The sequence below is a fragment of the Leptospira ainlahdjerensis genome (genome assembly GCF_016919175.1).
Classification (GTDB): domain Bacteria; phylum Spirochaetota; class Leptospiria; order Leptospirales; family Leptospiraceae; genus Leptospira; species Leptospira ainlahdjerensis.
In genome coordinates this window covers 1-24,706 of sequence record NZ_JAFFPU010000013.1, presented here as the reverse complement: position 1 = coordinate 24,706, position 24,706 = coordinate 1, and the positions used below count along the sequence as shown (strand labels likewise).

Annotated in this window: 24 protein-coding genes; 1 reads left to right on the top strand and 23 read right to left on the bottom strand. The window is 36.3% G+C overall.

The features are described from left to right. Nucleotides 1-180: 180 nt before the first annotated feature. The 6 genes from JWG45_RS03595 to JWG45_RS03570 form a co-directional block, all read right to left on the bottom strand. Nucleotides 181-798 (bottom strand): HNH endonuclease, encoded by a 618-nt coding sequence (locus JWG45_RS03595; protein WP_205278422.1) that lies wholly within the window; start codon nucleotides 796-798, stop codon nucleotides 181-183. 721 nt (nucleotides 799-1,519) lie between these two features. Next, nucleotides 1,520-2,053 carry a hypothetical protein gene (locus JWG45_RS03590; RefSeq protein WP_205278421.1) on the bottom strand — a complete coding sequence of 178 codons (534 nt, stop codon included), beginning with the start codon at nucleotides 2,051-2,053 and terminating at the stop codon, nucleotides 1,520-1,522. After that, nucleotides 2,053-3,138: a DUF262 domain-containing protein gene (locus JWG45_RS03585; protein WP_205278420.1), complete on the bottom strand. Its 1,086-nt coding sequence runs from the start codon at nucleotides 3,136-3,138 to the stop codon at nucleotides 2,053-2,055. Before JWG45_RS03585 ends, JWG45_RS03590 begins: the two co-directional genes overlap by 1 nt. 262 nt (nucleotides 3,139-3,400) lie before the next feature. Beyond that, nucleotides 3,401-4,072 carry a potassium channel family protein gene (locus tag JWG45_RS03580; protein WP_205278419.1) on the bottom strand — a complete coding sequence of 224 codons (672 nt, stop codon included), beginning with the start codon at nucleotides 4,070-4,072 and terminating at the stop codon, nucleotides 3,401-3,403. A 241-nt stretch (nucleotides 4,073-4,313) separates the two neighbouring features. Further along, a complete protein-coding gene (locus JWG45_RS03575; RefSeq protein ID WP_205278418.1) occupies nucleotides 4,314-4,787 on the bottom strand; it encodes a hypothetical protein in 474 nt (157 codons plus the stop codon). Nucleotides 4,788-5,081: 294 nt separating this feature from the next. Beyond that, nucleotides 5,082-5,300, bottom strand: coding sequence for a helix-turn-helix domain-containing protein (locus tag JWG45_RS03570; RefSeq protein ID WP_205278417.1), 219 nt, complete (start codon nucleotides 5,298-5,300; stop codon nucleotides 5,082-5,084). Between the two features lie 56 nt (nucleotides 5,301-5,356). On the opposite strand from JWG45_RS03570, the gene JWG45_RS03565 reads away from it, so the two are divergent. After that, nucleotides 5,357-5,671 carry a helix-turn-helix domain-containing protein gene (locus JWG45_RS03565; protein WP_205278416.1) on the top strand — a complete coding sequence of 105 codons (315 nt, stop codon included), beginning with the start codon at nucleotides 5,357-5,359 and terminating at the stop codon, nucleotides 5,669-5,671. Between the two features lie 285 nt (nucleotides 5,672-5,956). Here JWG45_RS03565 and drt3b read toward each other — a convergent pair whose 3' ends face one another. The 17 genes from drt3b to JWG45_RS22470 form a co-directional block, all read right to left on the bottom strand. After that, nucleotides 5,957-7,846, bottom strand: a complete 1,890-nt coding sequence (gene drt3b / locus JWG45_RS03560) for an antiviral reverse transcriptase Drt3b (RefSeq protein ID WP_205278415.1) — start codon at nucleotides 7,844-7,846, stop codon at nucleotides 5,957-5,959. After that, nucleotides 7,839-9,038: an antiviral reverse transcriptase Drt3a gene (drt3a, locus tag JWG45_RS03555; RefSeq protein ID WP_205278414.1), complete on the bottom strand. Its 1,200-nt coding sequence runs from the start codon at nucleotides 9,036-9,038 to the stop codon at nucleotides 7,839-7,841. Before drt3a ends, drt3b begins: the two co-directional genes overlap by 8 nt. Before the next feature lie 274 nt (nucleotides 9,039-9,312). Then, nucleotides 9,313-10,140 carry a hypothetical protein gene (locus tag JWG45_RS03550; protein ID WP_205278413.1) on the bottom strand — a complete coding sequence of 276 codons (828 nt, stop codon included), beginning with the start codon at nucleotides 10,138-10,140 and terminating at the stop codon, nucleotides 9,313-9,315. 205 nt (nucleotides 10,141-10,345) lie between these two features. Beyond that, on the bottom strand, nucleotides 10,346-11,104 hold the full coding sequence (locus JWG45_RS03545) for a transposase (RefSeq protein ID WP_232380500.1): 759 nt from the start codon (nucleotides 11,102-11,104) through the stop codon (nucleotides 10,346-10,348). 279 nt (nucleotides 11,105-11,383) lie between these two features. Further along, nucleotides 11,384-12,331: a hypothetical protein gene (locus JWG45_RS03540; RefSeq protein ID WP_205278411.1), complete on the bottom strand. Its 948-nt coding sequence runs from the start codon at nucleotides 12,329-12,331 to the stop codon at nucleotides 11,384-11,386. Between the two features lie 690 nt (nucleotides 12,332-13,021). Further along, nucleotides 13,022-13,456, bottom strand: coding sequence for a hypothetical protein (locus JWG45_RS03535; protein ID WP_205278410.1), 435 nt, complete (start codon nucleotides 13,454-13,456; stop codon nucleotides 13,022-13,024). After that, nucleotides 13,446-13,943 carry a TIR domain-containing protein gene (locus JWG45_RS03530; RefSeq protein ID WP_205278409.1) on the bottom strand — a complete coding sequence of 166 codons (498 nt, stop codon included), beginning with the start codon at nucleotides 13,941-13,943 and terminating at the stop codon, nucleotides 13,446-13,448. The genes JWG45_RS03535 and JWG45_RS03530 overlap by 11 nt, the downstream gene beginning before the upstream one ends. Nucleotides 13,944-14,166: 223 nt before the next feature. After that, entirely contained in the window at nucleotides 14,167-15,294 is a 1,128-nt protein-coding gene (locus JWG45_RS03525; RefSeq protein WP_205278408.1) for a caspase family protein, read from the bottom strand. A 236-nt stretch (nucleotides 15,295-15,530) separates the two neighbouring features. Then, nucleotides 15,531-16,325: a hypothetical protein gene (locus JWG45_RS03520; RefSeq protein WP_205278407.1), complete on the bottom strand. Its 795-nt coding sequence runs from the start codon at nucleotides 16,323-16,325 to the stop codon at nucleotides 15,531-15,533. 238 nt (nucleotides 16,326-16,563) lie between these two features. Beyond that, nucleotides 16,564-18,168 (bottom strand): RNA-directed DNA polymerase, encoded by a 1,605-nt coding sequence (locus JWG45_RS03515; protein ID WP_205278406.1) that lies wholly within the window; start codon nucleotides 18,166-18,168, stop codon nucleotides 16,564-16,566. 213 nt (nucleotides 18,169-18,381) lie between these two features. Then, nucleotides 18,382-18,984: a hypothetical protein gene (locus tag JWG45_RS03510; RefSeq protein WP_205278405.1), complete on the bottom strand. Its 603-nt coding sequence runs from the start codon at nucleotides 18,982-18,984 to the stop codon at nucleotides 18,382-18,384. Between the two features lie 234 nt (nucleotides 18,985-19,218). Next, complete coding sequence (locus JWG45_RS03505; RefSeq protein WP_205278404.1) at nucleotides 19,219-20,064, bottom strand: restriction endonuclease; 846 nt, start codon at nucleotides 20,062-20,064, stop codon at nucleotides 19,219-19,221. Nucleotides 20,065-20,321: 257 nt separating this feature from the next. Further along, complete coding sequence (locus JWG45_RS03500) at nucleotides 20,322-21,071, bottom strand: hypothetical protein (RefSeq protein WP_205278403.1); 750 nt, start codon at nucleotides 21,069-21,071, stop codon at nucleotides 20,322-20,324. Between the two features lie 207 nt (nucleotides 21,072-21,278). Further along, nucleotides 21,279-22,025 carry a hypothetical protein gene (locus tag JWG45_RS03495; RefSeq protein WP_205278402.1) on the bottom strand — a complete coding sequence of 249 codons (747 nt, stop codon included), beginning with the start codon at nucleotides 22,023-22,025 and terminating at the stop codon, nucleotides 21,279-21,281. Nucleotides 22,026-22,521: 496 nt separating this feature from the next. Then, complete coding sequence (locus JWG45_RS03490; protein WP_205278401.1) at nucleotides 22,522-23,139, bottom strand: HEPN domain-containing protein; 618 nt, start codon at nucleotides 23,137-23,139, stop codon at nucleotides 22,522-22,524. A gap of 328 nt (nucleotides 23,140-23,467) precedes the next feature. After that, nucleotides 23,468-23,929, bottom strand: coding sequence for a toll/interleukin-1 receptor domain-containing protein (locus JWG45_RS22395; RefSeq protein ID WP_332476229.1), 462 nt, complete (start codon nucleotides 23,927-23,929; stop codon nucleotides 23,468-23,470). Between the two features lie 50 nt (nucleotides 23,930-23,979). After that, nucleotides 23,980-24,132: a hypothetical protein gene (locus JWG45_RS22470; protein ID WP_232380498.1), complete on the bottom strand. Its 153-nt coding sequence runs from the start codon at nucleotides 24,130-24,132 to the stop codon at nucleotides 23,980-23,982. Nucleotides 24,133-24,706: the final 574 nt, after the last annotated feature.

The window sequence follows — 24,706 nt, the reverse complement described above, 5'->3', positions numbered from 1 at the left end:
TCTCGACGTTTGCGATCCTGGAGCGCGCTAAACGCGCGGAAGGATTGTCACGAGGCTTGAGTGAGCCTTAGCGAACGTCTTGCAAGCCGAGTGACAAAGCAAATGTGCTGAAGGCCAAGCGAGGGTTGCGATAGCAATCCCGAAGCGCCGCGAGAAGCCGCAGTTATGCGACGTTTTGAATTAATTCCGATGCCATTTCTTGCAATAATTCGCTTTCATATCATCTTGATGTTTTCTCTGATCATAAATTGAAATATTAAAAGTCTTGCGATACTCCTCTCCTCCACTTGATCTCTGAAAGAACAGGGCCGAGAAGTCTTTTAACTTTTCTTTTTTAGTTTCAGTTGACTTGATGTATTTTTCAGAAAAGAATTTCTCCGGAGTTCGAAAAATTCTTAAAAGTTCATCATCTGATAAATTTGATTTGAGCAAATTGCAATCTTTGCATGTGGGAATTATATTTCCAGCAAAGTGTGCCCCTACCTTACTTATCGGATTAAAATGATCAATATGAACGTTGCCGTTAAAGTAGTCCGTTCGCTTAAGCAAAAATCCGCAGTAATAACAATTTGGACGTTGAAGATAACTGTCAGTGATATTCGAAGCGATCCACAAGCTATTAATCAAAAGATCTTCCTGAAAACTATAGCGGTTTAAACTCGATCTTTTAAAAATATTCTCAAACAATTCAGATTCTTGTTCGTATATATTCTTTATTTTCTCCCAATTCCAGGCAGGCTTAATTTTCGATTTCGATTGATTGTATATTTCGGAAATTTTAGTTAAAAACTGATTCATAATCTCATGCTATTTCCTCTTCAGGAAACAGTTAAGAAAATTAATGATTTTTTTGAAATTTTTCAAAATGTCGCATAACGACAGAAGCTTGCCGACGTCGCGTCCCGGAAGCGCCTTTGCGCGAAAGGGTCGCGAACTTCTACTTCTGCAAATCTCTTCTTTTACTACTTAGTTAAGTTCGCGAAGCGATGTGTCGAAGACCGAAGTGAGTCCCGAACGGATTCCGTGAGTGGCGAACGAAGCGGCAAGCCTTAGTTAGCCGCTGTTTGCCCAATCAATATCAAATTGCATCGCGGGGACTGCTGGGGGCCCAAGAAACATTGATTACAGAAATAGTAACTTTTAAACTTTAAAGTTTTTCCTGGAAGGAAAGACCAATACAGAAAAGCAATAACACTTCTTTCTTAATTTCTGGATTAGAATCAAGTGTGTCTAGTAGAGAAGAACAAATCCGGAATTTCCCCTTGCCCCGCTTCGTCCCCGCGCCTTTTTCCGTCATCCCCCGGGCAAATGGCGGCTAACGAAAGAGGCTTCTCGACGTTTGCGGTTCTGGAGCGCGCTAAACGCGCGGAAGAATTGGAACGAGGCTTGAGCGACCTTAGTCGCGTCTCGCAAGCCGAGTGACAAAGCAAATGTGCCGAAGGCCAAGCGAGGGTTGCGATAGCAATCCCGAAGCGACGCGAGAAGCCGAAGTTAGACGAAGGCGCAATTACTTAGATTATCAAGGAACAAATCTTGCAGTCTGATCGTCCCATCTTATTGAATCAAGATATTTAATTATATTCAATATACCTTCATATTCTCTTTTGAAATCATTCAAGTCCTTTTGATTTGCATTGTACCAACTCGTCGAATCTTCAGAGGCATGCACATTGCGATGTCGATTTCTTACAATCTCATTTAAAAATGATATATCGCGGTCAGCATAAGCGCCAATGGATTTCCCGGTAGCAATGTCGTAATTAAGAATATCTTTAAATATTTGAACTATATTAGAATATTCAGGATTATTATGGCCTTTTAATTTAGATATGATTTCCTTTAACTCATTTTCGTCAGATCCTTTTATGATAGACAAATTATATATTATATGTTTTACACTTGCTTCTAAGAATCGAGAAGCGCGTGCATATATAACAATGTTTAAAAGGCTTTGAATTTTGATGTGGGCGTGGGTCTGAGCTTTAAAGTTGTCAATAGAAGTGATCGTTCCGTCAATTTCCGTTTTGAGTGTTAATAAATCGGGAGAATTCATCAGACTTCTGTGCTAAAATTTTTCTTTGCCAACTCAATTCTACCACGTACATTCGAACTTGATGTCGTACTCTCTGAGACATAAAGAAAGAAAGACTTTTCTTTTAGCAATTTTTTATGCGCTCCCTTAAGATTCGAAGTTAAAGTTCCCTTTTTTATATTAAATGAAGTTCCAATTAAAACAGCATCGCAAACCGCTCTGTTAAAATATTTATTTATTTTAAAGGCGTCTGGCCCAACATTTGAATAGATTATATGAACCGTTTTATCGAATATTTCTTTTAATTCTTTATATTTTTTAAAATTTACAGAACTTTCTTCCATATAAATATTTAAATAATTACGCATCGGCTCTTTATAGTTATCGTAATTAAAATGCAAAGCAGCGAATCTAAGAATTAATTCTAAATCCAAAAATCTTTTACTCGGAGCAATTTTTCCAAGAAGCTTACGCCATTCTTCATTTTGATTCAACTCTATTAGGAATTTATTAAATTCTCCTCTGTAAATGCAATTTCTAATTTCTTGATCATTCAATGGCATTCCACCGGTATTCAGGCGATGAAAAATGTCATTCACGATTATCGGATCTTTATCAATATTCTCAATAATTGTCGTATTTACTATTGCATTACGAAATTTTCTTTTAACAATTTCAGGAAGTTCACTATAAGAAAAATTGTTCCATTCCTTTTTATCCAAACCAATAAGCTTAAATTTTACCTTTGATTTTCCAGAGTTATATTCTTCTTTGAAGAATGATATTATTGTCTTTAATCTTTGCTGACCATCGATAACAAAAAAACTTTCTTCTTCTTTTCTTTTCCCTAAAAAAATACTTGGAATTGGCAAACCAATAATTAAAGAATCAATAAAGAAACTTGCTCTCTTTCTATCCCAAACGAAATCTCTTTGAAATTCTGGAGATAAATCTATCTCTTGATTATTTATCTTATTAATCAGGACTTCCACTGAATTTGAAATATTATATGAAATCGCTCGACTTTCACTTTCACTAACCGGAGGATGATACTCCTCTTCTTCTAATAATTTATCGAATTCATCATTTTCTAAGTTATTTTCCATTGGTTTTCCTTTTTGTAATCCGTTTAATAAAATTGCGCTTTCGTCTAACGAAAGAGGCTTCTCGACGTTGCGTCTCCGAGCGCCTGTGCGCGACGGAGTTGGCACGAGGTTCGAGCGTCCTTAGACGCGTCTTGCGAACCGAAGTGACAAAGCAATGTGGCGAAGCCCGTAGTGAGTCCGAGCAGGAACCGCGAGTGACGAACGGAGCGAGAAGCCGAAGTTATGCGTAGTTGTCGTATATAAACCTAATAAGCTAATTTTATTATGCTTCATTTTTTTCTTCTGGTTTAATCGATAGAAACCAAGAAGCGACAAAACCCGTAAAAGTTCCAAATAACCCAACACCTGCCGTCATTAAAATCGTAGCAATTAGTCTTCCTTCACCTGTAACGGGAAATTTATCTCCGTAACCAACAGTGGTAACCGTTGTATATGACCACCACAATGCGTCTTCGGCTGTTTTAATATTGCTACTCGGATCATTCTCTACCTGTAGAATTGCAATTGATGAAAAGATGATTATTATAAATGCAATCAATGCGACCGATGAAAATGTTCCTTGAGCTTTATTTTTAAATATAAAGTTAATTAAATGCTTAGTTGATCGTAATGCCCTAAGAATTCGGATAAGACGAATTAATCGAAACAACCGCCCTGCTCTAAAATAATCTAATGTCGGGATACTTGATAACAAGTCTATCCAACCCCACTTTAAATAAGTAAGTTTGCTTTCGGCAGTGAATAATTTATAAAAAAATTCAAAAATAAAAAAAACACAAATTAAATTATCGATCAGATTTAATAGCTTTTCTAACTCTGAATCCATTTTTACGAAAGAGCTGATCAACAATGTAAGTAAAACATATATTGATAGGACCACTACCGCTAAATCGATTAGCGCAAAAGGAAATTGTCTTTGAGTTTTATTTTCCATTAGATTTTACTTCTAAAAAATATTGCGACAATTACGCATAACGAAAGAGGCTTCTCGACGTTTGCGTTCCTGGAGCGCGATAAACGCGCGAAAGGATTTTAATTCGGTTTGAGTGAGCCTTAGCGAACGTCTTGCAAACCGAATTAAAAAGCAAATGTGCCGAAGGCCAAGCGAGAGTTGCGAAGCAATCTCGAAGCGCCGCGAGAAGCCGAAGTTAGGCGACGTTGCGCATTAATTTGATTTATTTTTCAATGCTTTTGGACCAGTTTTCCCAATAATGGTCAGCAAGCTTAGCAAGTTCTGTAATGGAATAAGTTTTATTATTTTCATCCATAACGCAAACTGTATCTGCATTGAAACACAGGTCGCCTTCAGAATATGAGAATTCTGGATTAAATTGAATGCAGTATATTTTAATAAGATTGTTTTCGACTGTAGAGCTTAATATTTCCAGATCAAGAGTTGCTAATTCTTTCGTATCGTTAACTCTTTTTAAGATTTCAGATGTGTTTTTCGCCCAAACGCGAAAATGTATATTATCAGCATTTTGTATCTTTAAAGAAAATTTACTAAAATTAGTATTTATTAGCTCTGCTAAATAGCTAATTTCTATATCCATACTTAAAACTTTATTAGCAATATTTAAGTTTTCTATTCCACCATCATGGAAAATATTAAAAAGGTTACAGATATCTTCTTTTCCAGTAATTAACATAAGAGTAGTAGAAAGTCTTATCTTGCGCAATGTCGCCTAACGAAAGAGGCTTCTCGACGTTGCGTCCGCAAGCGCCTGTGCGCGACGCGGTTGGCACGAGGTTCGAGCGACCTTAGTCGCGTCTCGCGAACCGAAGTGACAAAGCAATGTGGCGAAGCCCGAAGTGAGTCCGAGCGGGAACCGTGAGTGACGAACGAAGCGAGAAGTCGAAGTTATCTGCTGTGCCGTCGCCCCGAATCCTAATCGGCGACGCCAAGGACGGCGGAGACGATTAATAATAGTAATTTTAATTTCTTAAATATCTAAAAGATCTTTTGGTTTTACTTTCAATTGCTTAGAAAGTTTAAAGATTGAACTTGCAGTAAAATTGGCTCGTCCAGCTTCAATATCTTGCAATGTTCTAACAGGAATAGCATAATCCCCTTCATCCATACTTTCCTGAGTAAATCCCTTGTCTTTACGTACTTTCTGAATATTTTTTCCGACTTTTTGTAAAAATTCTTCTAATTCCACGCACGGTATAATGCGGCATTGTTGACAAAAAGTGAACGCAGTATACCGTGCGTCACATGTTCTTTAAGGATTTCCATTTTTTAATTAAAAAATTTGAAACCAAAATCCAAAAGTCTTTCGGAAAACGAACAAACTCGAATATAAGGAAAATATCTAAAGAACAACAGAAAGCTTTCTTTGATCGGCTTAGAACGGCGAGGATTGAAGCTAATTTAACTCAGGCTCAAGTTGCCAAGAAACTCGGTAGGCATCAAAGTTATATATCGAAGATTGAATCGGGTGAGCATCGATTATTGATCGAAGACTTTTGTAGATTATTTAGACTTTATAATAAACCTCCTGAGTATTTCTATTCCGTTTTTTCGAAGTAATGCTTTATGAAATCGTACAAATCTGCCCTCGTAAAATCTGCGAAGCAGTTTTAACGAGGGCTAAAAAAGAAAGATTGAACGATTTGGTTTAGCGTCCCGATCGCAACGCGTTCGGGCTGCGTGGTTCCTGCCGACCCTCAATGCAAGAACCATGACAAGCAGATTAGAATACATTAGAATATAAAGGGGTGTCTTTTCGGTGTGTGCAAACTCGCGTTTGCCCTTTTCCATCGACGAAACAATGGTAGTAAACCTTTTTAGGTTCTAAAGACACCCCTTTATATTCTAATATGGCTCATTATATTCTTTTTTCTTTAATATTGAATGCAAATCTTTATCTTTATTCCAGTTAAAAAACCAAGTGTCCTTTGATACAAAATCAATGATAGATTTCCTTCTATTTTTTACAACTTTCTGCTCGCTCCCGTCCAATGCCATTTTAAATAATTTATTCTTTTCATTTGCAGTTAAATAAGGACAGGAAAGTAAATCAAAAAAAATATACGCTGACTCAGCGTATATTAAAATAGAGTTGCTTCTAATAATAAAAAAAGCAGTTGCCAGGAGCAATTTTCTAATTTTGTTATATAGTTGATTATCCTTAATATAATACAAAATTGTTACTATCTCATAATATGACAAACGCTTTCTATATTTAATATCTTCTGGATGGGATCTTTTAATACCATTCGCTATTTTAAGAAGATCTTTCTCAGAAAAACTATATTCGAATGACAACTTTGAGTATGCAATTAATAAATTTAGAGCTTCTTGAATTGAATCATTCTCAATTGCAAAAAATAAACATTCTTTAATCTCAGAAGAAATCTTATCTTTAACTTGGCGCTGATATGATGACGACATTGAATCTATTAAGGATATAGATTCTAAAATTATCTCGGCGATCCTATAAACAGATGAAACCCTCGTATCGAATCTTACTCTGTGAAATGCCATTTCGATGAACACGAGCAGAGCCGACATTCGTATTTCTTCAGATATTTTCATTTTACTCATACGAATCATTTTCTTTTTTATTGAAGACAATAAGAAATTAGATATTGTATGTGATTCATCACCTAAATCGAAAGTGATATCTCGTATTTTATTCAATTCACGTTCACTAGAAATGTTACTCTTGGCAGTACTAATTCTTTTTTCCAAGTCATCCATAAAGTAAGATAATTTTATTTTTACCCTGCTAATTTGGGTAATAAAAGGTCGACTAGTAACTTTGGTTTTTGCTGTATTTAAGTATAATTTGAATACTTCCAGCTCCTCTGAGATATATAAAGAAAACTTCTCCGCAACCGCATTATTATTATAAAATAAATAGTAATCATCTATATACCTTACGCATACATAGTCAGTTCCATACTTAAATCCAGATTCTCTCATGCTTAAATCAATTTTCTCGTCAATACTTTGCATAACAATTTCCGCGAATAATCTAGAAATCTCAGGACCAATAACTATTCCGTTAGTCTCTTTAAAATTACAATCTTGCATTATTTCATCAAATAAGACACCAAGCGAAGGAAGACTTTTTCCTTTGAATGCGATACTTTTACTTTCAACTTTTCCGCGTAGTGCCCAAGAAATGGAATGCGTGTATAGACTTGGAAAACATTTAGAAACATCTTGGTACATTAAATTTTTGAATCGTTTTTCAAGAGATGTAAAAAATTCGGATTCGAAGTATTTGTGTAAATGTGAAAAGTATTTATAAACAAAGTAAGACGATATATAAGGGCTATCTGCATCTAATTCCTCAACATAACGGCCAACGGATTCTCCGTTATTACTTTTCGATATAGTAAAATACTTTGCAATTCGGGAAGGCGCCCGCAATGAATAGAGACTTTTCGAACACTCTTTTATAATTTGTAATTGAAAATCTTGATATAGCGTAATAATTCTTTCTGACATTTTCGGATGAATAAGATGCAAAGACCGAAACTCCGAATTATCCTTTTTAATTCTAAATCTATATGGTACAGAATAACCTTTATCACAAAATAATTTATTTATAAAATCATGTGGTGACTTATTCTTAAGGTTCCTAACAAAATTGAATGCACCCCAATTAGAAAAAAGCATAGGAGTTTCAAACGGAACAACTTCTGTTAGTAAACACCTTTCGTAGATACTCCTATTAATTTTGTTCTTAAGCATATTTCCAAGCTTTCCGTATTAAAGAGATTTTACTACTCGTGCGAAAATGAATAATATTATTGTTATAAGCACCAGTGAAAGATAAAGTTTTCAATTTTAAAAAGGCCTTTGGACCAATTCGCTTTTTTAAAGCAGCGGAGATTTTATAGTTTTTAGAAGTGAGAACAGAATAAAAAAAGTTATCTAAATTTTGAAGTTCACTTTTTAGCAACTTAGAATCGCATATCCGGTATTGAAACTTAAACCCAACCGTTATTTTTTTATACCGATTATGCATTTTCATTTCTGTATTGCCGGTCAGAAACCTGATCCTATCAATCAATAAATAGGGATCATTATTTCTGATATAATCTTTAATCGACAGAATTATGCGCTTTTTTGTTTTACTTATTTTTTTATGAGCAATTCCAATTGCATGATCATTCTCTAAAGAAATTGAATACCCGAGAAAATCAAATTTCTCTTTTCGACCTTTAATATAATATCTTGTTTTCTTTTTATTTAGTAAAAGTCTACCTGGCAAAGCTCTTTGAATAAATCCTAATATGAGTTGCGGATCGGAATTCGTTACAATGACTATATCATCTACATATCGAGAATAATATAGCACCTCCCTATTTAATCGAAGGTTTCTATCAAACTCTTCGAGATAGACTTCCGCGAGAATAGAACTTAGCGCAAGACCTCTCGGTAATCCATTAAAGTTGAGCGCTTTTAACACTTTGCTTAAATTGTTTAGATGGGCCAAAGAAGAATGGTTATTGAAACCTTTTTCCACCAATTTATCTATCGCACTTGTAAAATCTACTGACTCAAAGAAGTTTGAAATATCAGTTTTAATGATACAACATTTCATCTCCCCCCTGATTACAGCTTGCAATTGAACGACTTCATCCTCCCGACTAAATGTTGAAATGTGACATACTGATTTAATAATATCTGAAGTTCTTCTAAGCGTTAGCAGATCGTATATTTTTTTAGGCATGAATATTTTTTTATTTTTAAAACTACCAATAGCGAAAGGCCTTACCTCTCCGAATTTTTCACTGAAATGTTCTGAAATTTGAGTGGTTAATTGGTCGATTTTATTTTGTCTTAATTGAAATCTATAAAAATCATTTACTCTTAACGTTCTCTTAATTTTTGTAGGCGAATAATTAAATTTTGAAGAATCAATAACGATGTTTCTCATTTTAGGTTACCAACTTATATTAATAAACATCGCCAGCCAAGGACGGCTGGCGTCTTAATGAGGGGCGCGGCATGGCAGATAACGAAAGAGGCTTCTCGACGTTCGCGGTTCTGGAGCGCGCTAAACGCGCGGAAGAATTGGAACGAGGTTCGAGCGACCTTAGTCGCGGCTCGCGAACCGAGTTACAAAGCGAATGTGCCGAAGGCCAAGCGAGAGTTGCGAAGCAATCTCGAAGCGCAGTGAGAAGCCGAAGTTAGACGCCGTATCAATTCTGTTAGAATAGAATTGGAATCAAATCAAATTCGGTTCTAGCAATAAAAGCAATTTTGTCCAGCTCAGCGATGTATTCACTCTTTTCTTTACTGAAACTGTAGTCAGGCAGAGAAATGTTATTACCTATTAAATAGTTATTTATCCTGGTTTTTCGGGATTCTAAAAATTGATCATAAGTATCAAATGTTACCGACTTTTTCTTTCTAGCTAACTCTTTTAACACCTCGCTAATGCTGCGTAAACTGATAGCATCGTATATTATTCCAGATAAGCTCTCCCTAAATAATTCGGACAAGCTCTCGTAACCGATCCATTCTTTCAAAATTTTCGGGTCCTTTGAACAACAATAAATTGGACCTGAGATTCTATTAAATACAATATAATGAGCTTTGTTATCAGGGATTTGTATCTGAGAAGGCCGAATAAATAAAGAATTCTGTCGAACTTCATTATTATTGTAGTAGGTTCTTAATTCATTTAGTGAGTTAAATAGAGGAGTTGTATAAAAAACGATCGGACCTAATTTTCTTTCTAACTCTTGTAATTTCTCATGTTGCAAGGATGAAGAACTTGCTGTAATATGCATTCTAAAGTAAGGAGAATTGAAAAGCGACCATTCTTTAGATTTCGAACTTTTAAAGTATTCCGACAATTTGAATTGTATAAATTTAATACTCTTTGCTCCAGTTAATTTTACATCATATCCGAGCATTGCCTCTTGTCTTAAATTAGGAAATATTGGCAAACCATTAAGGCCCCCGACGGGATCCGTTACAAACTCCTCAGTAATTGAGTATCCATAGGTAAATTCTGTAAATTCAGATTTCATATTGATTGATATGGCGCCTAACGACGTAGGTTTCTCGACGTTTGCGTTCCCGGAGCGCTTGTGCGCGAAGGGATTGGCACGAGGTTTGAGCGACCTTAGTCGCGTCTTGCAAACCGAGTGACAAAGCAAATGTGCCGGAGGCCAAGCGAGACTGAGCGGGAACCGCGAATGTCGAAGCGACGCGAGAAATCGAAGTTAGACGCCGTCAATTAAACTCATCCGGAAAAGTCTGACGTGCAATTCGTTTAATGAGTTCATTATTTTTATAGTTTATCTGAATAGCTCTTCGAAAATATAAAACAGATTTGATATTATCACCTTGAATTTTCCAATAAATAGCTAAATTATATAAAGCACTCTGACATTTGATCGTTTCAGAATCTAATTTCCCCCACTTTGAATAAGCAAATTCTAAATTACACGTAAATTTTTCCAAACAATCTAAGATTTCGAGTAGCTCAGTTCTTATATCAAAACTTTCATCGTCTGCTAATAATTCAACAGAGGTTTTTAATTTCTTAGGAACTAAACGTTGTTTAATATTCGCTGCTTTCCCTTCAATTGTATTACATTTTGCACAAGCGGTTAACAGTAGCTTGACTGTGTTTTTAGATAGATCAACAAGTCGGACATTGAACATATTCGTGATATTATATTTTTCTGATCTTTCATTACTTTTCATGATTATCATTAAAAAATCAATATTGAATACTTCGATAAATTTTTTGCCTCTACCACTTGCGAGTGCCTTCCAAACCTGATTCAGAGAATATTTTGCAAATTCCTTAGAAAGATCACTCACTCTTAAATATTCCACTTTCTCCAAAGTTTTATAGATCTTTTCTTGATCTTCTAAACTTTCTATTTCGTAAAATAGTAACCCGATTCTATTTCTTTCATCATAAAATGTTCTTAGTCTAAGCTCTTCTGGATCATTTGATGATTCTGGTAAATATAAAGTCAATTCCTTAGAGAACAGGTTCATCGAGCATAAATATAATAGTGCGATATATATCTTAGTCATAATTAATTGATGGCGTCTAACGAAAGAGGCTTCTCGACGTTTGCGTTTCTGGAGCGCGCTAAACGCGCGGAAGAATTGGCGCGAGGCTTGAGTGAGCCTTAGCGAACGATCACAAGCCGACTGACAAAGCAAATGTGCCAAAGGCCAAGCGAGGGTTGCGAAAGCAATCCCGAAGCGCCGCGAGAAGTCGAAGTTAGGCGAAGGTGGCCATTTATTTTCTTATGAATGACTTTTTAAAAAAGAGTTCCTTTCTTCTATTAAAGTATTCTCAATTTTTGGTGTAATCTCAAAGAAAAATTGCAATCTTCCCGTAGAAAATAGCCAATCAAAAAAGAGAAAATAACTAATTTTTCCGATCAAGAATATTATAACGAAATCGTACGATAAAAACTGACTGGCGCCATATAGGTAAAATATAAAAACTAAAGGTAAAGGGGCACCCATTACCCTGCTTTCCAATCTACCTGCAAATAGAATCATTGCAACAGCACAAGAATTCTTTGATATACTATAGAAAATTTGCACGTAATTTTTATACTCTTCAAATTTATTACCTTCTATTGATATACTTTCTAATTTATATTCAATTGCTGCCACGCTAATCAAAGATATCGAAAAGAGAATAATGAAAGCTGGAAAATATTTACTTTTAGAATGAAGTAGAAGATAACATATTCCAAAAATCAAGGTTGAAGCATTATTCCCAAAGTTTAACCAAACAAATATTTCCGACCTATGTTTCAACTCACTGAAACTCTTTAACCTATCTAATTCTTTATAAAGGTCCCCAGTTCCGTTAGTAACTGAAAAATGAAGAATAAATAAACTAAGCCACGCAAGCCACAGCGATAACCAAAGAAACCAAAATATCTTAACTCTTTCTGCTGAATTTGGATATCGAACACTGACATTCGGAATTCTGAATGCAATGATAAGAAGCAAAACCAGTATAAGTAAAATATTTAAACTATATTGGAAAATATGAGAATTTTCAATAAATATCTTGTGAATTGCCGATAACTGGCTCGTAGAATTTTTTAGATCCGATGGCAATAACTGGCGAGCTATATCGATGAAAAACATTATTACCGGAACAAGACTTATCAATAGAAGTCTTGTTTTTTTGAAATTCTTCAATACCCAGTCATTAAAGCTTATATTGTCCATATAAAATCTCCATTTTTAATGATTACAATTTATTTAGCCACTTTCGCCTAACGACAGAAGCTTGACGACGTCGCGTCCCGGAGCGCCTGCGCGCGAAAGGGTCGCGAACTTCTATTTCTGAAAATATCTTCTTTTACTACTTAGCCAAGTTCGCGAAGCGATGTGTCGAAGACCGAAGTGAGTCCGAACGGGAACCGTGAGTGACGAACGAAGCGGCAAGCTTTAGTTAGCCGCTGTTTGCCCAATCAATATCAAACTGCATCGCGGGGACTGCTGGGGGCTCAAGAAACATTGATTACAGAATTAGTAACTTTTGAACTTTAAAGTTTCTCCTGGCAGGAAAGACCAATACAGAAAAGCCATAACACTACTTTCTTAATTTCTGGATTAGAATCAAGTTAGTCTAGTAGAGAAGAACAAATCCGGAATTTCCCCTTGCCCCGCTTCGTCCCCGCGCCTTTTTCCGTCATCCCCCGGGCAAATGGCGGCTAACGACGTAGGCTTCTCGACGTTTGCGATCCTGAAGCGCGCTAAACGCGCGAAAGGATTGGCACGAAGGCTTGAGTGAGCCTTAGCGAACGTCTTGCAAGCCAAGTGACAAAGCAAATGTGCCGAAGGCCAAGCGAGAGTTGCGTAGCAATCTCGAAGCGCCGCGAGAAGCCGCAGTTAGGCGTAGTAGCAATTTGCTCTCTATAGTAAATATTTAGCAAAGAATGCCATACCCAATAAAGTTCCATAGAAAGGCCAAATTGAAAATGAAATAAGTGATTTACATAGCTCATTAAAGAAATTCCCTTTAGGAGCTATAACATACAAATCGGACGGTCTAATTTTTCTTTCATGTAATTTATCTATAAACTCGTTATATGAGTTTCTAAAGCTTCGCTCAAGGGCCAAATAGTATGAATCTAGAGAGAAGAAAAGCAATGTCGGAATATATGTGATGAACAAGTAGTTTGTCTGACTTTTTTCACCAACAATAACCAACATTGCTGAAACAATCGCAATACACCAAGCTTTAGACGAAGAACTATTTGTTGCCATTCTTTGAATTATCGATTGCAACAAAGTTAAATGTGCTTGAATTGCCTCTTCTGAGATTTTGTTTTTTTTCTTAGTTGGCATTTCTTATTTTTATCGCTTCATCTATCCAATCAGATTTGTTGTCGCTTATATAGTTGTAAACTTCTTTGCTATCTGAATGAGGTGGGTTATATGCTTTCACAACGGAGGATAAGTCAGTCTTTCCTTCATTGATTGTAAAACCGGCAAAAGGATTCGTTCCTTGATTACTTTTTTCTCCAGATGAATCTTTTAAATTATGAATATAAATTCCTAATATACCCTTATTACTATCCCAAGTTTTTTTAATCTCATAATTTATCCATTTTCTTCCGGACGTATTAGCTCCTATCAAGACAATCGTACAAGATCTACCATATAATTGGTCATCTATCCATTTTTGAATTTCCTTTTCTCCTGCCTTAGTAATCGTTTCCCAATCATTATCTTTAGCAGGCTGATTGCCTTCTATCGCACCAATATTTCGAATTTGAGAAACCCTCCAGTTATCCGGTTTGTAGTGAAAACTGTAAAAAACTTTTCTGGCCATTTTTTTTCTCCGTATCTAATTTCTAAGGATACCTTAATTGCTATTACGCCTAACGAAAGAGGCTTCTCGACGTTTGCGTTCCCGAAGCGCCTGTGCGCGCAGGGATTGGAACGAGGTTTGAGTGAGCCTTAGCGAACGGCTCGCAAACCGAGTGACAAAGCAAATGTGCCGAAGGCCAAGCGAGAGTCGCGGAGCGATCTCGAAGCGCAGTGAGAAGCCGAAGTTAGGCGAAGTGTTCGGTTGGTAAGTTTGGAAACAAAAATCCCTGCTGTTGTAACAGATCGCTTGCATTCACAAAAATTGCTCCAGACGCTGGTTCCCAATCTCCGTTTTCATAATTTTTCTGAATAGTCAGTGGAATTGTTATTTCTCCATTCATAAATTGAATCCCTTTTTCAGACAACTTCCTAATATTTTGGCTAACGTCCTCTATAAGTCCCCAAGCGGGCTTATAACTAAGTTTATTATAAGTTGTATAGACCGATGAGCTGATTGCTGACAATTCACTCATTGAGATCTCTTTTACATTACCGTTGTTCCAAAGCAGTAAAAGAACTTCTTTATGACTACTTTGAATACTTACTTCATTTGGTTTATAATAAATGTTTTTTGCAATTGGAAAATCTGGCAAGGTATCACCAATGAACAAGAGCGGAGTGATATCATCTGAAGATTCAATTGCTGCCCGTAATGCCGGAAATAAGTCCTTTATCATTAACTTTGGCTTTTTCTTACTTTTAGTACCAAAGTTCCGTGATTCTATCGTTTTCTTTATTTGATTTAAGAAAGGACCACCAAACCTTCCATCTGGTGTAGATTCATATTTTGTAGAAGAGCATAAGAGCGCGTAAGCGCTCCCAGTCTCAGCCTGAATATCCTTTTTAAGCTCCTGATAAGTACGAAGTAAATTTTCACCAGCCAAACCACTGTAACAAGCATCAATAATAAAAACTGGATCAACCTTCGCAACGGACAAAGTTTCAATAATATCTCGAAATCTTACAAGTGTACTTGGGAGAGCAAGATTGGTTTCCCTGTTAACATTTGTATCTATTGTACATAAACCAAATTCCCGATTACCAATTGTTACGCCATGACCGGAAAAATAAAAAACCAAAATATCATTTATTGCTGATCTCGAAAGTGCATAGTCAGAAATTGCGAGTCTTAAGTCTGCTGAACTTGGATTAATAATTTTACGAATCACCGTTGTTGAATATATTGAAAGCCTTGTATCCTCAGTTAATATTTTTGCAAAATTATCGACATCCTGTTCTGGACCAGTTAGCCTTGGGATATGCCTATATGCATTTACCCCTACTAAAATTATTGATACTCGATTCTGACTCAATGAATTTATCTATTTAATATAAGATTGACCGAACATTTCGCCTAACGAAAGAGGCTTCTCGACGTTTGCGTTCCCGAAGCGCTTGTGCGCGAAGGGATTGGCGCGAGGTTTGAGTGAGCCTTAGCGAACGTCTCGCAAACCGAGCGACAAAGCAAATGTGCCGAAGGCCAAGCGAGGGTTGCGAAGCAATCCCGAAGCGCCGCGAGAAGCCGAAGTTATGCGCTGTGACCTTATTTTCATCTACTTGGAATATCCAATTCCCAAGGTAAAAGATTAATCATAACACAATTCCAAGTCCTAATAACAATCCTTGGCTTTTCTTCAGAAGACCATTTGGCATAATGAAAACGTTTGGAAAAGTTTCGATAGTACTTTACATTTCTAAAATCTTGAGCAGGAATTATTCCAGTAACTTGTGACCAAAGATTTTCGACACCTTTTTCCAATTCGTCAATAACTTCTGAATTTTCGCCTTTGTGATTTTTTCTCATAACAATGTAATTATCGATTTGATGACAGGCATGATAATTTGCGTGAAAGAAAAGCTTACCTTTAAGAGATTTAACTTCACCGGATCCTCGAAAAAAACAAGAAGAGAGACTATCTTTAGTATAAGATAATATCCAAGTATCAATTTCATACATTAAATCGTCATACCATGATAAAAGAAGTGGGCCAATAATATTAATTCTATTTTTTGAAATAATATCTTCACTGACTTGTCGTTGAAGTATAGGGTATCTGGGTTTTAAATGATCATTTATATATTCTAACAAATCATCTGATGATTCAATTCCATTCAGAATCCCTTCTTTCTTACAAGTAGCATATAGAAGTTGAGGCTCATGTTTTTTTAATATAGCTAAATCTTGAAAACCCGCTTCAATTAGTGCATGTTTGAACGAAGTTTCAATCGCATATCCAAGAAGAATTCCGGCTGCGGCGTAATTGCCTAACAACATTTCATTTCTTCCAGCCGAATAATAGTTATATCTCAATAGAGACCAATTTTCCCTACTTTCAATATCCATATAATTTTCTTAAACCGTTATCATTAAGGTCATGGCGCATAACGAAAGAGGCTTCTCGACGTTGCGTCTCCGAGCGCCTGTGCGCGACGGAGTTGGCACGAGGTTCGAGTGAGCCGTAGCGAACGTCTCGCGAACCGAAGTGACAAAGCAATGTGCCGGAGGCCGGAGTGAGTCCGAGCGGGAACAGCGAGTGGCGAACGGAGCGAGAAGACGAAGTTATGCGCCGTAACAAATCTCTTTAATAGATAATTGAATGCTTCTTAAAGTCGAAGGTTTTATTCGCTAAATACTCTTTCAAAATATATAAATTCAGATTTTTCTTTTTTACACTTTTCAAAACACTTTCTTTTGCAGTCGTAGTTAATCGGGAAATACAGCATAATAGTGATCTCTTTACAATTATCGAGTTTTCTCTTTTAAATTGATCTATACAAATCAAGAGATCATGATCTTCCAATAATTTCCCCATAATCATGTAGCAAATTGCTCTACTTAATTCTTCTGAGGACGATTTTACTAATATGGTTTTAATAACTTCAGGATGAATATAAATTTTTCTATTAAATTCATAGAGTAAACTTAAAAGCCAAACTTCAACCCATTTATAGATATTTACAGAAGGGTTAGTGAGATAATTATGTATAAATTTTGATATTTTTTTACTATGACGATAGCTATTTACAAATAGTCCTAAATAACGAACCATATCAACGGTTGAATCCAGGTGCTTTTGGAAATGATTTAAAATAAACTCAATTGCTCGAGGATTTTTCTGTTTAGCGTATCTCCGTAAGCAATATCGAAAAATTTTAGAATCGAAAGCTCTTTCGTTTTCAGTAATTCCTCGAAATTTTAATTCAACAATTTCTTCAGCGAGTTCATAATCTCTCTCAATTCTTTGCGCATAATCGACCGCAGAGAAGAAATCTTGATTCTCATTAATTTCTTCCCAAATTTCATCGCCCATTTTGAAAATTGTCTTCTTAGAATTTAGGTTTAACCCCAACTCACGCAATTGCTCATTAAGATTAATCGTAATATCTAACATTTCATTCAAATTGCTGGTCTGAATATGGAATTCATCAACATAGCGACAGTATTTTTTACCTAAATAACTGAAATAAGAGTCTACAGGTGATAGATATATTTTCCCAAGAATTGAGGATGCCGGGTGTGGCTGAATTAATCCTTGTGAATCAGCATAGTGCCAAGTTTCTAATAATTTTTTCAAATACTTCGTATAACCGGTTTCTCGTTTTCCAATATAAAACTTTGATTTCTTCAATAGATAGGTAATTTTTATATTCTCGAAATACCCAGAAATATCTGAGGAATAATATTTATCTAATGAATACTTTTTATAATTAGTTCTTATTGCATCCCTCATACGTAGCCAATTTCTCACCGGTTCCGCAAAAACGTCCTTTTTAGAAAAATCGTTTATAATGTTGCTGTAAACATACTTTGAAAACTTATTTTTGGTATAATAAATTAGCTTTTCAGTAACTGCGAGATAAACTAAAGAATCCATCGGCAATAAATATGATACTGGTCTATAAGAAAGATTACCCTTGGGCATGTTTAATGTGATTTTTTTTTCTGGTAAGTAGAATTGAAAAACCACCTCATAAAATTCTGATTTTCTACTTTGAATAAACCAATCTAAGTCATAATAGCCCGTAGGCTCAACAAGGAGATCTGACTTAGTATGAGCACTTATTCGAGAAACAACGTAATCAAATTTTATCTTTTTGACTTCATCAATATCTTCAAAAAAAGATCCCTGAGCTTTTCTCTCTTTTTTGTCTTTTTTCTTTGTAAATATTCTTCTACAAAAGTTCATTTTTGTTATGGCGCATAACGAAAGAGACTTCTCGACGTTGCGTCCGCAAGCGCTTGTGCGCGACGCGGTTGACGCAAGGTTTGAGGCGCCTTAGCGCCGTCTCGCAAACCGTAGCGACAAAGCAATGTGGCGAAGCCCGAAGTGAGCCTGAGCGGGAACCGTGAATGGCGAACGGAGCGAGAAGTCGAAGTTATGCGCCGTATTCTGTTTCTACTATCGAATTGATTCTTGGCTGCATGGGTAATTGTGATCCTTTCCTGGGTAAGGAGCACAAATTTGCCCTTTTTCATTTATAAAAAACTTATAAATATAATCACTCGCAAGTGGCTTCCCCCAAATTATATTATGAATCCTAAAAAGTTTGCTCTTCCCACATTTTCCAGTTCCCCCACCGCAAATTGGATCAAAATGATAGAATGACCCGTCCTTTTCTAAAACATATTTAAGCTCAGGATTAGAATTGAAATTGGTAAACTTGATTGTCATTGGGAGTCTCAACTCAACAAATTTATTCCGATCAAACTTAGCCAAAGCATCGGAAGGAATATATCCTTCCGCAGAATTACATATTTCATGCTCCTTCTTTAATGTGCAAAAGCCGCTATTAACCTTAGTCCAACCATTGACCTCATCGATCTTACTTTTAATAAGTAATGTCGGATATACATTAAAAATCAACTTTGAGTCAGAAGAAGGTTCTTCTCTCAACTGAGATGGCCTGATAACCACTAACTCTCCCTCCACTTCATCATCCGCAAAATTAACTGACAATGGTAATATCAATAAAAGAAAGAGTAATAGTTTAGCTGTTTTCATATTTTCCTTGAATGTGTATAAATTTCAGAATATGGCGCATAACGAAAGAGTCTCCTCGACGTTGCGTCCGCAAGCGCTTGTGCGCGATGCGGTTGGCACGAGGTTTGAGTGAGCCTTAGCGAACGTCCCGCAAACCGAAGTGACAAAGCAATGTGTCGAAGACCGTAGTGAGCGCGAGCGGAAACCGTGAGTCGCGAACGAAGCGAGGAGACGTAGTTATGCGTAGTGTTTGAGTTATAGATTTTTGATCTGATTTTTAAAAATTCTTTTTTTATCATTTCTACTCAAATATTCAACTACACCATAAAGTTCTTTTGAAAAATCTATTTCAATTGGATTTACTACTGGTTTATGTGATTGATATTTTATATAATATGACTCCATTTTGAACTTATAAATAGGTGTTTTAAGATAAGCGTCTGCAAATTCAAGAGTTTCAGAAAACTCTCCACTTTCATTTTTTGATAATCTAGATTGAAGGTCAAATAAAGAATATGTTTCGTTTCTTTCGTTATCAATTATAAATATTTGATTATTCAAACCTTCTATTGATGGTATTGTCTTTTCGTCATATTCAGTATTTTCCTTAAGCCATTTTAAGTCTATAACTGGCTTGAAGTCTAATATTGACACAGGCATTAAAGTTGTTAACTCAATCATTAAAGATCTTATATATGGCTCTCCATTTTCATCTCGCCAATCTGAGTCATTTTGTTCTCTGATAATTAATAATTCAATGTTGTTTTTTGCCGCTTTAGTTTCTGCTCCGCTTTGATAACCTTCTTTGGTAGCAAAGACTGCCTTAATATCGGGAAAATCTCTTATTTTTCCTACCAAAGCATCTATTTTCTCTATTGGAATTTTTGAATTGTAATCTTTACATTCAATAATTGTTTTGTAAATTAGACCTCCTAATTCGTATTCCCAGTAAATATCAAATTCTCTTAAAATACCAGAGTTATCTAAAATTCTCTTGTTTAATTCTATTTCAATAAGTTTCGATTTTACAATGTCTTCAGATTGTAAGATTGCATTGTAAATTTTTGCTACGAATTGTTCATATTCTGTTCCTTTGTTCATTTTAGATCTTATAGTCTCAAACATTACGCATAACGACGTAGGTTTCTCGACGTTTGCGCTCCCGGAGCGCCTGTGCGCGAAGGGATTTAAACTCAACTTGAGTGAGCCTTAGCGAACGTCTCGCAAGTTGAGTTTAAAAGCAAATGTGCCGAAGGCCAAGCAAGACTGAGCGGGAACCGCGAATGTCGAAGCGCAGCGAGAAACCGAAGTTAGGCGAAGGAACCGATTTTTTAGTATAATAGACAAAGGCTATATTTCTAAAATGTAGCTATTTTTCTTTTATACAATATTTCAAGGTCGTCCAAAATTGGTATAATACTTTCTTCAATTTCCTTTGTTTCAGTTTCAATAGAGTCGCATAGTTTCTTAAGTTCTTCGCGAACTGCTTGTTTAGTTAGTTTATAAATTTTATTGAAAGGTTCACTTTTTGAATCTAAGATACTCATTATTTTAGTCATGCTTAGCACGGTAGGATCTATTAAATCATATAAGAAATCTAATTTGTGGTCATGGATAATTTGATTTCTTCTCGAAATTATTATTTGAATGTTTCGATTAAATTTTTTGAAATGTTTATTAATTTTCGTATGTTCAATGAATAAATTTCCCTCAATGGTTTTGTGGTTAACATATTTTTCGTCTATGCCAGTGAAAATTGTTGCATTTATAAGTTTAATCGTAATGTCCTGAAGGGTAGTAATGGAAATGTAGATTGTAGAAATATATATTTCAAATTTTTGAAATGAATCTTTTAGGTCTCTTATAACTTTAATTTCAGATCTTATTTCTTTTAGACAAAATTGTATTTTTTCAAATAAAGTGAATTGGTTGATTAAATGCTTCGCGATTTCTTGTGAATAATACTCTTTTAATGATATTTCTCTGTCCCTGGTAGGCTTTTTCAGAATTTTCTTTGAAATATGCTTTATTAAATTTGTATCCTCTTTTAACGAATTTATAAATTCATCGTATATTCTTTGATAAAGTGAATGTTCTTTTAAAATCATAGAATTTGAAGAGATATCTCGGTTCTTTCGCCTAACGAAAGAGACTTCTCGACGTTCGCGTTCCCGAAGCGCCTGTGCGCGAAGGGATTGACGGAGGCTTGAGCGAACCTTAGTGAGCGATCACAAGCCGAACGTCAAAGCGAATGTGCGAAGCCGTAGTGAGTCCGAGCGGGAACCGTGAGTGACGAACGGAGCGAGAAGTCGAAGTTAGACGAAGTGCCGCCATAAATAAGGATGCAAAAGGAAATTTTCATTACTTATGTTACTTAAGCTTGTTATTCTAACTTTTTCTAAACCTTTTATTGTAATTGCTACAATTCCATCTTTTCCAATAGAAATTAAATCGTTTTCTTCAATTAAATTTGAGTTTTCAGAGTGCCATTGCATAAATTCGTAATCTATTTTTCCTTTCTTAGAAGCTTCTATAACGTTAGCGTCTATTCCAATTAAAACATCGTCTGGAATCATCCATAAGAAAAATCTAAATGATCGGTTAAAAAGGTCACCCAGAAAATAATTTTGATTAGAGAAATATTGAAATAGATGGTAATAGTGTTGAATTACCGTCTGATCATCAACATTTATATGAAATGAATCTTTTGGCTCCGGATCAATTATTTTTCCTTCAAATTTATCTTTATTAAGAATAATATATGACGCAGATGCAGTAATTGGTTTTTTATTATTAATTTTTCTTACCGTACTTGCTTGTTCGATGGCATGCTGGTGCTCATTTTTATCGTAGGACGCTCTTCCCTTAGACTCTAAAACATGCCAATCGATATTTTTATCAAGACCTATAAAATCTGGCAATTCTGCATTCTTAGAAGAACTCCCAACGGAAAACTTAACGTCTAGTTTTTCATTATTATGAATAATAACTGAAGAATCAAGATGTTTCGGTTTTATTAGCCATGGTACATTCAGATGTTCTTCCGCAAATAATTTAGACAACACTTCACCCGCAAAATATGAAATGGAATCTTTATCGCTTTTTTCTAGGTCATAATAATGATTATTAAATTTTATTTCATTTGCTGATATCTGAATGTAACTTTTATATTTCGAATATTTTAGTATTATTGGTCATATTCCTGCATGAAAAATATCTTTAATTTTTTTGTAACCTACCGTAATCGCAGCTCGCGTAAAACGTAAAGAAGTTATCGTCAATATCTTAGATCCATTAAGGTGCGAGTAATTTCCAGAATAGTTTTGTAGTTCGATTTTCATAAATTTATTAGTGGCATTTCGTCTAACGAAAGAGGCTTCTCGACGTTTGCGTTCCCGAAGCGCTTGTGCGCGAAGGGATTGGCGCGAGGTTTGAGTGAGCCTTAGCGAACGTCTCGCAAACCGAGCGACAAAGCAAATGTGCCGAAGGCCAAGCGAGGGTTGCGAAGCAATCCCGAAGCGCCGCGAGAAGCCGAAGTTAGACGACGTTTTACAAAATTTAAGTCGGATGTTTCTTCTCGACAGCATGAATAAAACTTTTTGTCCAATCAATCCAGCTCTGAATCTCCTCTTCAGTGATTTTGCGTAGTTTTTTACCGCTTCCCCTTGAAGCCTCTCTATCTCCTTCATGAGCAATTTGATTTCGTCTTTTTACTAATGCTCCGAAATCATCCTTCAACTTTTTTTGCTTTGTAGAATCTTTTTCAATCGAGTCCCAAAAACCTTCAATGCCTATAAGTTTCAATGCTTCCGCAATTGCACTTTGGCTTTGTAATGGTCGGACAGAATAATACTCAGTCACCCAATTTCTAAGAACATTCCCCTTCCTTTCAGCGCTTTGCCACTCATTTAATTGAGAAAGTGAAACTTGAAATTTAGCCAAAGCATTCGGCAACTTTGCTAAAGTGTAATTACCAACGGAATATTTTATTTTATCGTGAAAATAAGTATCAAGTGCTGAGACTATAAATACAATTGCCGCTCTTAATAGCCAGTCCGTATTCATAGTCGTTCTAACTGCACTTAATCCTTTACTTAAATTGAGGCAATCTTCGGCACTTTGTATATTTAAATCGAATAAACTTCTAGCATTATGTCTTTGATTAGCAGAGGCCATGATATCTCCAAATTAATTTGTAAAATGTCGTCTAACGAAAGAGGCTTCTCGACGTTTGCGTTCCCGAAGCGCCTGTGCGCGCAGGGATTGGAACGAGGTTTGAGTGAGCCTTAGCGAACGTCTTGCAAACCGAGTGACAAAGCAAATGTGCCGAAGGCCAAGCGAGAGTTGCGAAGCAATCTCGAAGCGCAGTGAGAAGCCGAAGTTAGGCGGCGTTGCCATCTCTCTTAGGATTAAATTTTAGAAACCGCTATAAAATTTAGTAAAGAATCTAATTATGTAATTGTCCATGCATAATAGATCAAATAGATAATAACTTTCGCTTGAGCTAAACGCAAACCAGCTCAGCAACTTTTGCCACAATGTTAGACATCGAATCTTCTTCAGTGCTCAAACCACTTCGAGACCCGAGTAAGGGACTAACATCACGAAGGGCATCATAGGTCGTCTCATGTACAATTGGCACGAGCAGATCACGCGCGAGAAGTGCAGAAAGTTCTTTGTCTGCAATCCCCTCTCCTTTTAGGCGTCGTAGCAAAGCAGGAGTTACTAACACAATCCCGACTCGCGACTTCGCCAACCCCTTGTCTATTTCACGGAGCAACGATGTACCGAGGGGAACATCCTTTTCACTAAACCAAACGGAGACACCATGCGATTCAAGCATGTCATTAAAATCCTTAGCAATTCCCTTCCGGTCGTCCCATGCATGACAAAGAAAGACATCTCGGAGGTCTGGTAAAGAAGCTCGTTTTTCAATGCTATCTCGGACTGGTGTGAGTGCTCGCACCTCAGCAGGCGAATAAACAACGTGTGAACCTGTTCGTGACCATCTTGGTCTTACACTGCTACTTGATCCACTGCCACTGGATGTACTCGGACTTTTCTCAATGCTCCCGGAACTTGAGTAGGAAGAATACGAATAAGAATCATAACTACTACCGTATCGATGTCTGGAACGACCACCGCATTCAGGGCATGCGGCCTCTGCACTTGCTGAGCGATGACCTTGAACTGGCGCTGTGCATCTTGCCATATAAGAACCTACCTATTCGCAATTATTCCTTCGTGTAGTCGATTAATCAATTGTAGGTATAAAAACACACATATATTATCTAACTATACGTCTATTTTATGAATTTCGCTTATAATAAGTTGTCAATAAAAATGCAAAATAGTCATAAATAAAATTGATATAAGTTTACATGCAAGAATCAAAGAGAAATTCAAAATTTATTTAATATTAGATAACAATGAAATATTGAAATGAGTGGCGATTAAACATCAAAATTTAACTCATCTCAACGAAAATTGGGCAATGCCGCCTAACGAAAGAGGCTTCTCGACGTTCGCGTTCCCGAGCGCCTGTGCGCGCAGGGATTGACGGAGGCTTGAGCGAGCCTTAGCGAGCGTTTACAAGCCGAACGTCAAAGCGAATGTGGCGAAGCCCGCAGTGAGCCTGAGCGGGAACCGTGAATGGCGAACGGAGTGAGAAGCCGAAGTTAGCCGACGTGCCCCAAGATTAAAGGGACCGTAGATATTATAACTTATCCCAGGCAGGAATTTT

Coding starts and splice junctions, on each gene's coding strand:
- JWG45_RS03490 (WP_205278401.1), bottom strand. CDS start 23,139: ATGGCCTCTGCTAATCAAAGACATAATGCTAGAAGTTTATTCGATTTA.
- JWG45_RS03520 (WP_205278407.1), bottom strand. CDS start 16,325: ATGGATATTGAAAGTAGGGAAAATTGGTCTCTATTGAGATATAACTAT.
- JWG45_RS03505 (WP_205278404.1), bottom strand. CDS start 20,064: ATGAACAAAGGAACAGAATATGAACAATTCGTAGCAAAAATTTACAAT.
- JWG45_RS03535 (WP_205278410.1), bottom strand. CDS start 13,456: ATGCCAACTAAGAAAAAAAACAAAATCTCAGAAGAGGCAATTCAAGCA.
- JWG45_RS03580 (WP_205278419.1), bottom strand. CDS start 4,072: ATGGAAAATAAAACTCAAAGACAATTTCCTTTTGCGCTAATCGATTTA.
- JWG45_RS03510 (WP_205278405.1), bottom strand. CDS start 18,984: ATGAAAACAGCTAAACTATTACTCTTTCTTTTATTGATATTACCATTG.
- JWG45_RS03590 (WP_205278421.1), bottom strand. CDS start 2,053: ATGAATTCTCCCGATTTATTAACACTCAAAACGGAAATTGACGGAACG.
- JWG45_RS03500 (WP_205278403.1), bottom strand. CDS start 21,071: ATGATTTTAAAAGAACATTCACTTTATCAAAGAATATACGATGAATTT.
- JWG45_RS03575 (WP_205278418.1), bottom strand. CDS start 4,787: ATGTTAATTACTGGAAAAGAAGATATCTGTAACCTTTTTAATATTTTC.
- JWG45_RS03530 (WP_205278409.1), bottom strand. CDS start 13,943: ATGGCCAGAAAAGTTTTTTACAGTTTTCACTACAAACCGGATAACTGG.
- drt3b (WP_205278415.1), bottom strand. CDS start 7,846: ATGCTTAAGAACAAAATTAATAGGAGTATCTACGAAAGGTGTTTACTA.
- JWG45_RS03585 (WP_205278420.1), bottom strand. CDS start 3,138: ATGGAAAATAACTTAGAAAATGATGAATTCGATAAATTATTAGAAGAA.
- JWG45_RS03595 (WP_205278422.1), bottom strand. CDS start 798: ATGAATCAGTTTTTAACTAAAATTTCCGAAATATACAATCAATCGAAA.
- JWG45_RS03540 (WP_205278411.1), bottom strand. CDS start 12,331: ATGGACAATATAAGCTTTAATGACTGGGTATTGAAGAATTTCAAAAAA.
- JWG45_RS03550 (WP_205278413.1), bottom strand. CDS start 10,140: ATGAAATCTGAATTTACAGAATTTACCTATGGATACTCAATTACTGAG.
- drt3a (WP_205278414.1), bottom strand. CDS start 9,038: ATGAGAAACATCGTTATTGATTCTTCAAAATTTAATTATTCGCCTACA.
- JWG45_RS03515 (WP_205278406.1), bottom strand. CDS start 18,168: ATGAACTTTTGTAGAAGAATATTTACAAAGAAAAAAGACAAAAAAGAG.
- JWG45_RS03565 (WP_205278416.1), top strand. CDS start 5,357: ATGTTCTTTAAGGATTTCCATTTTTTAATTAAAAAATTTGAAACCAAA.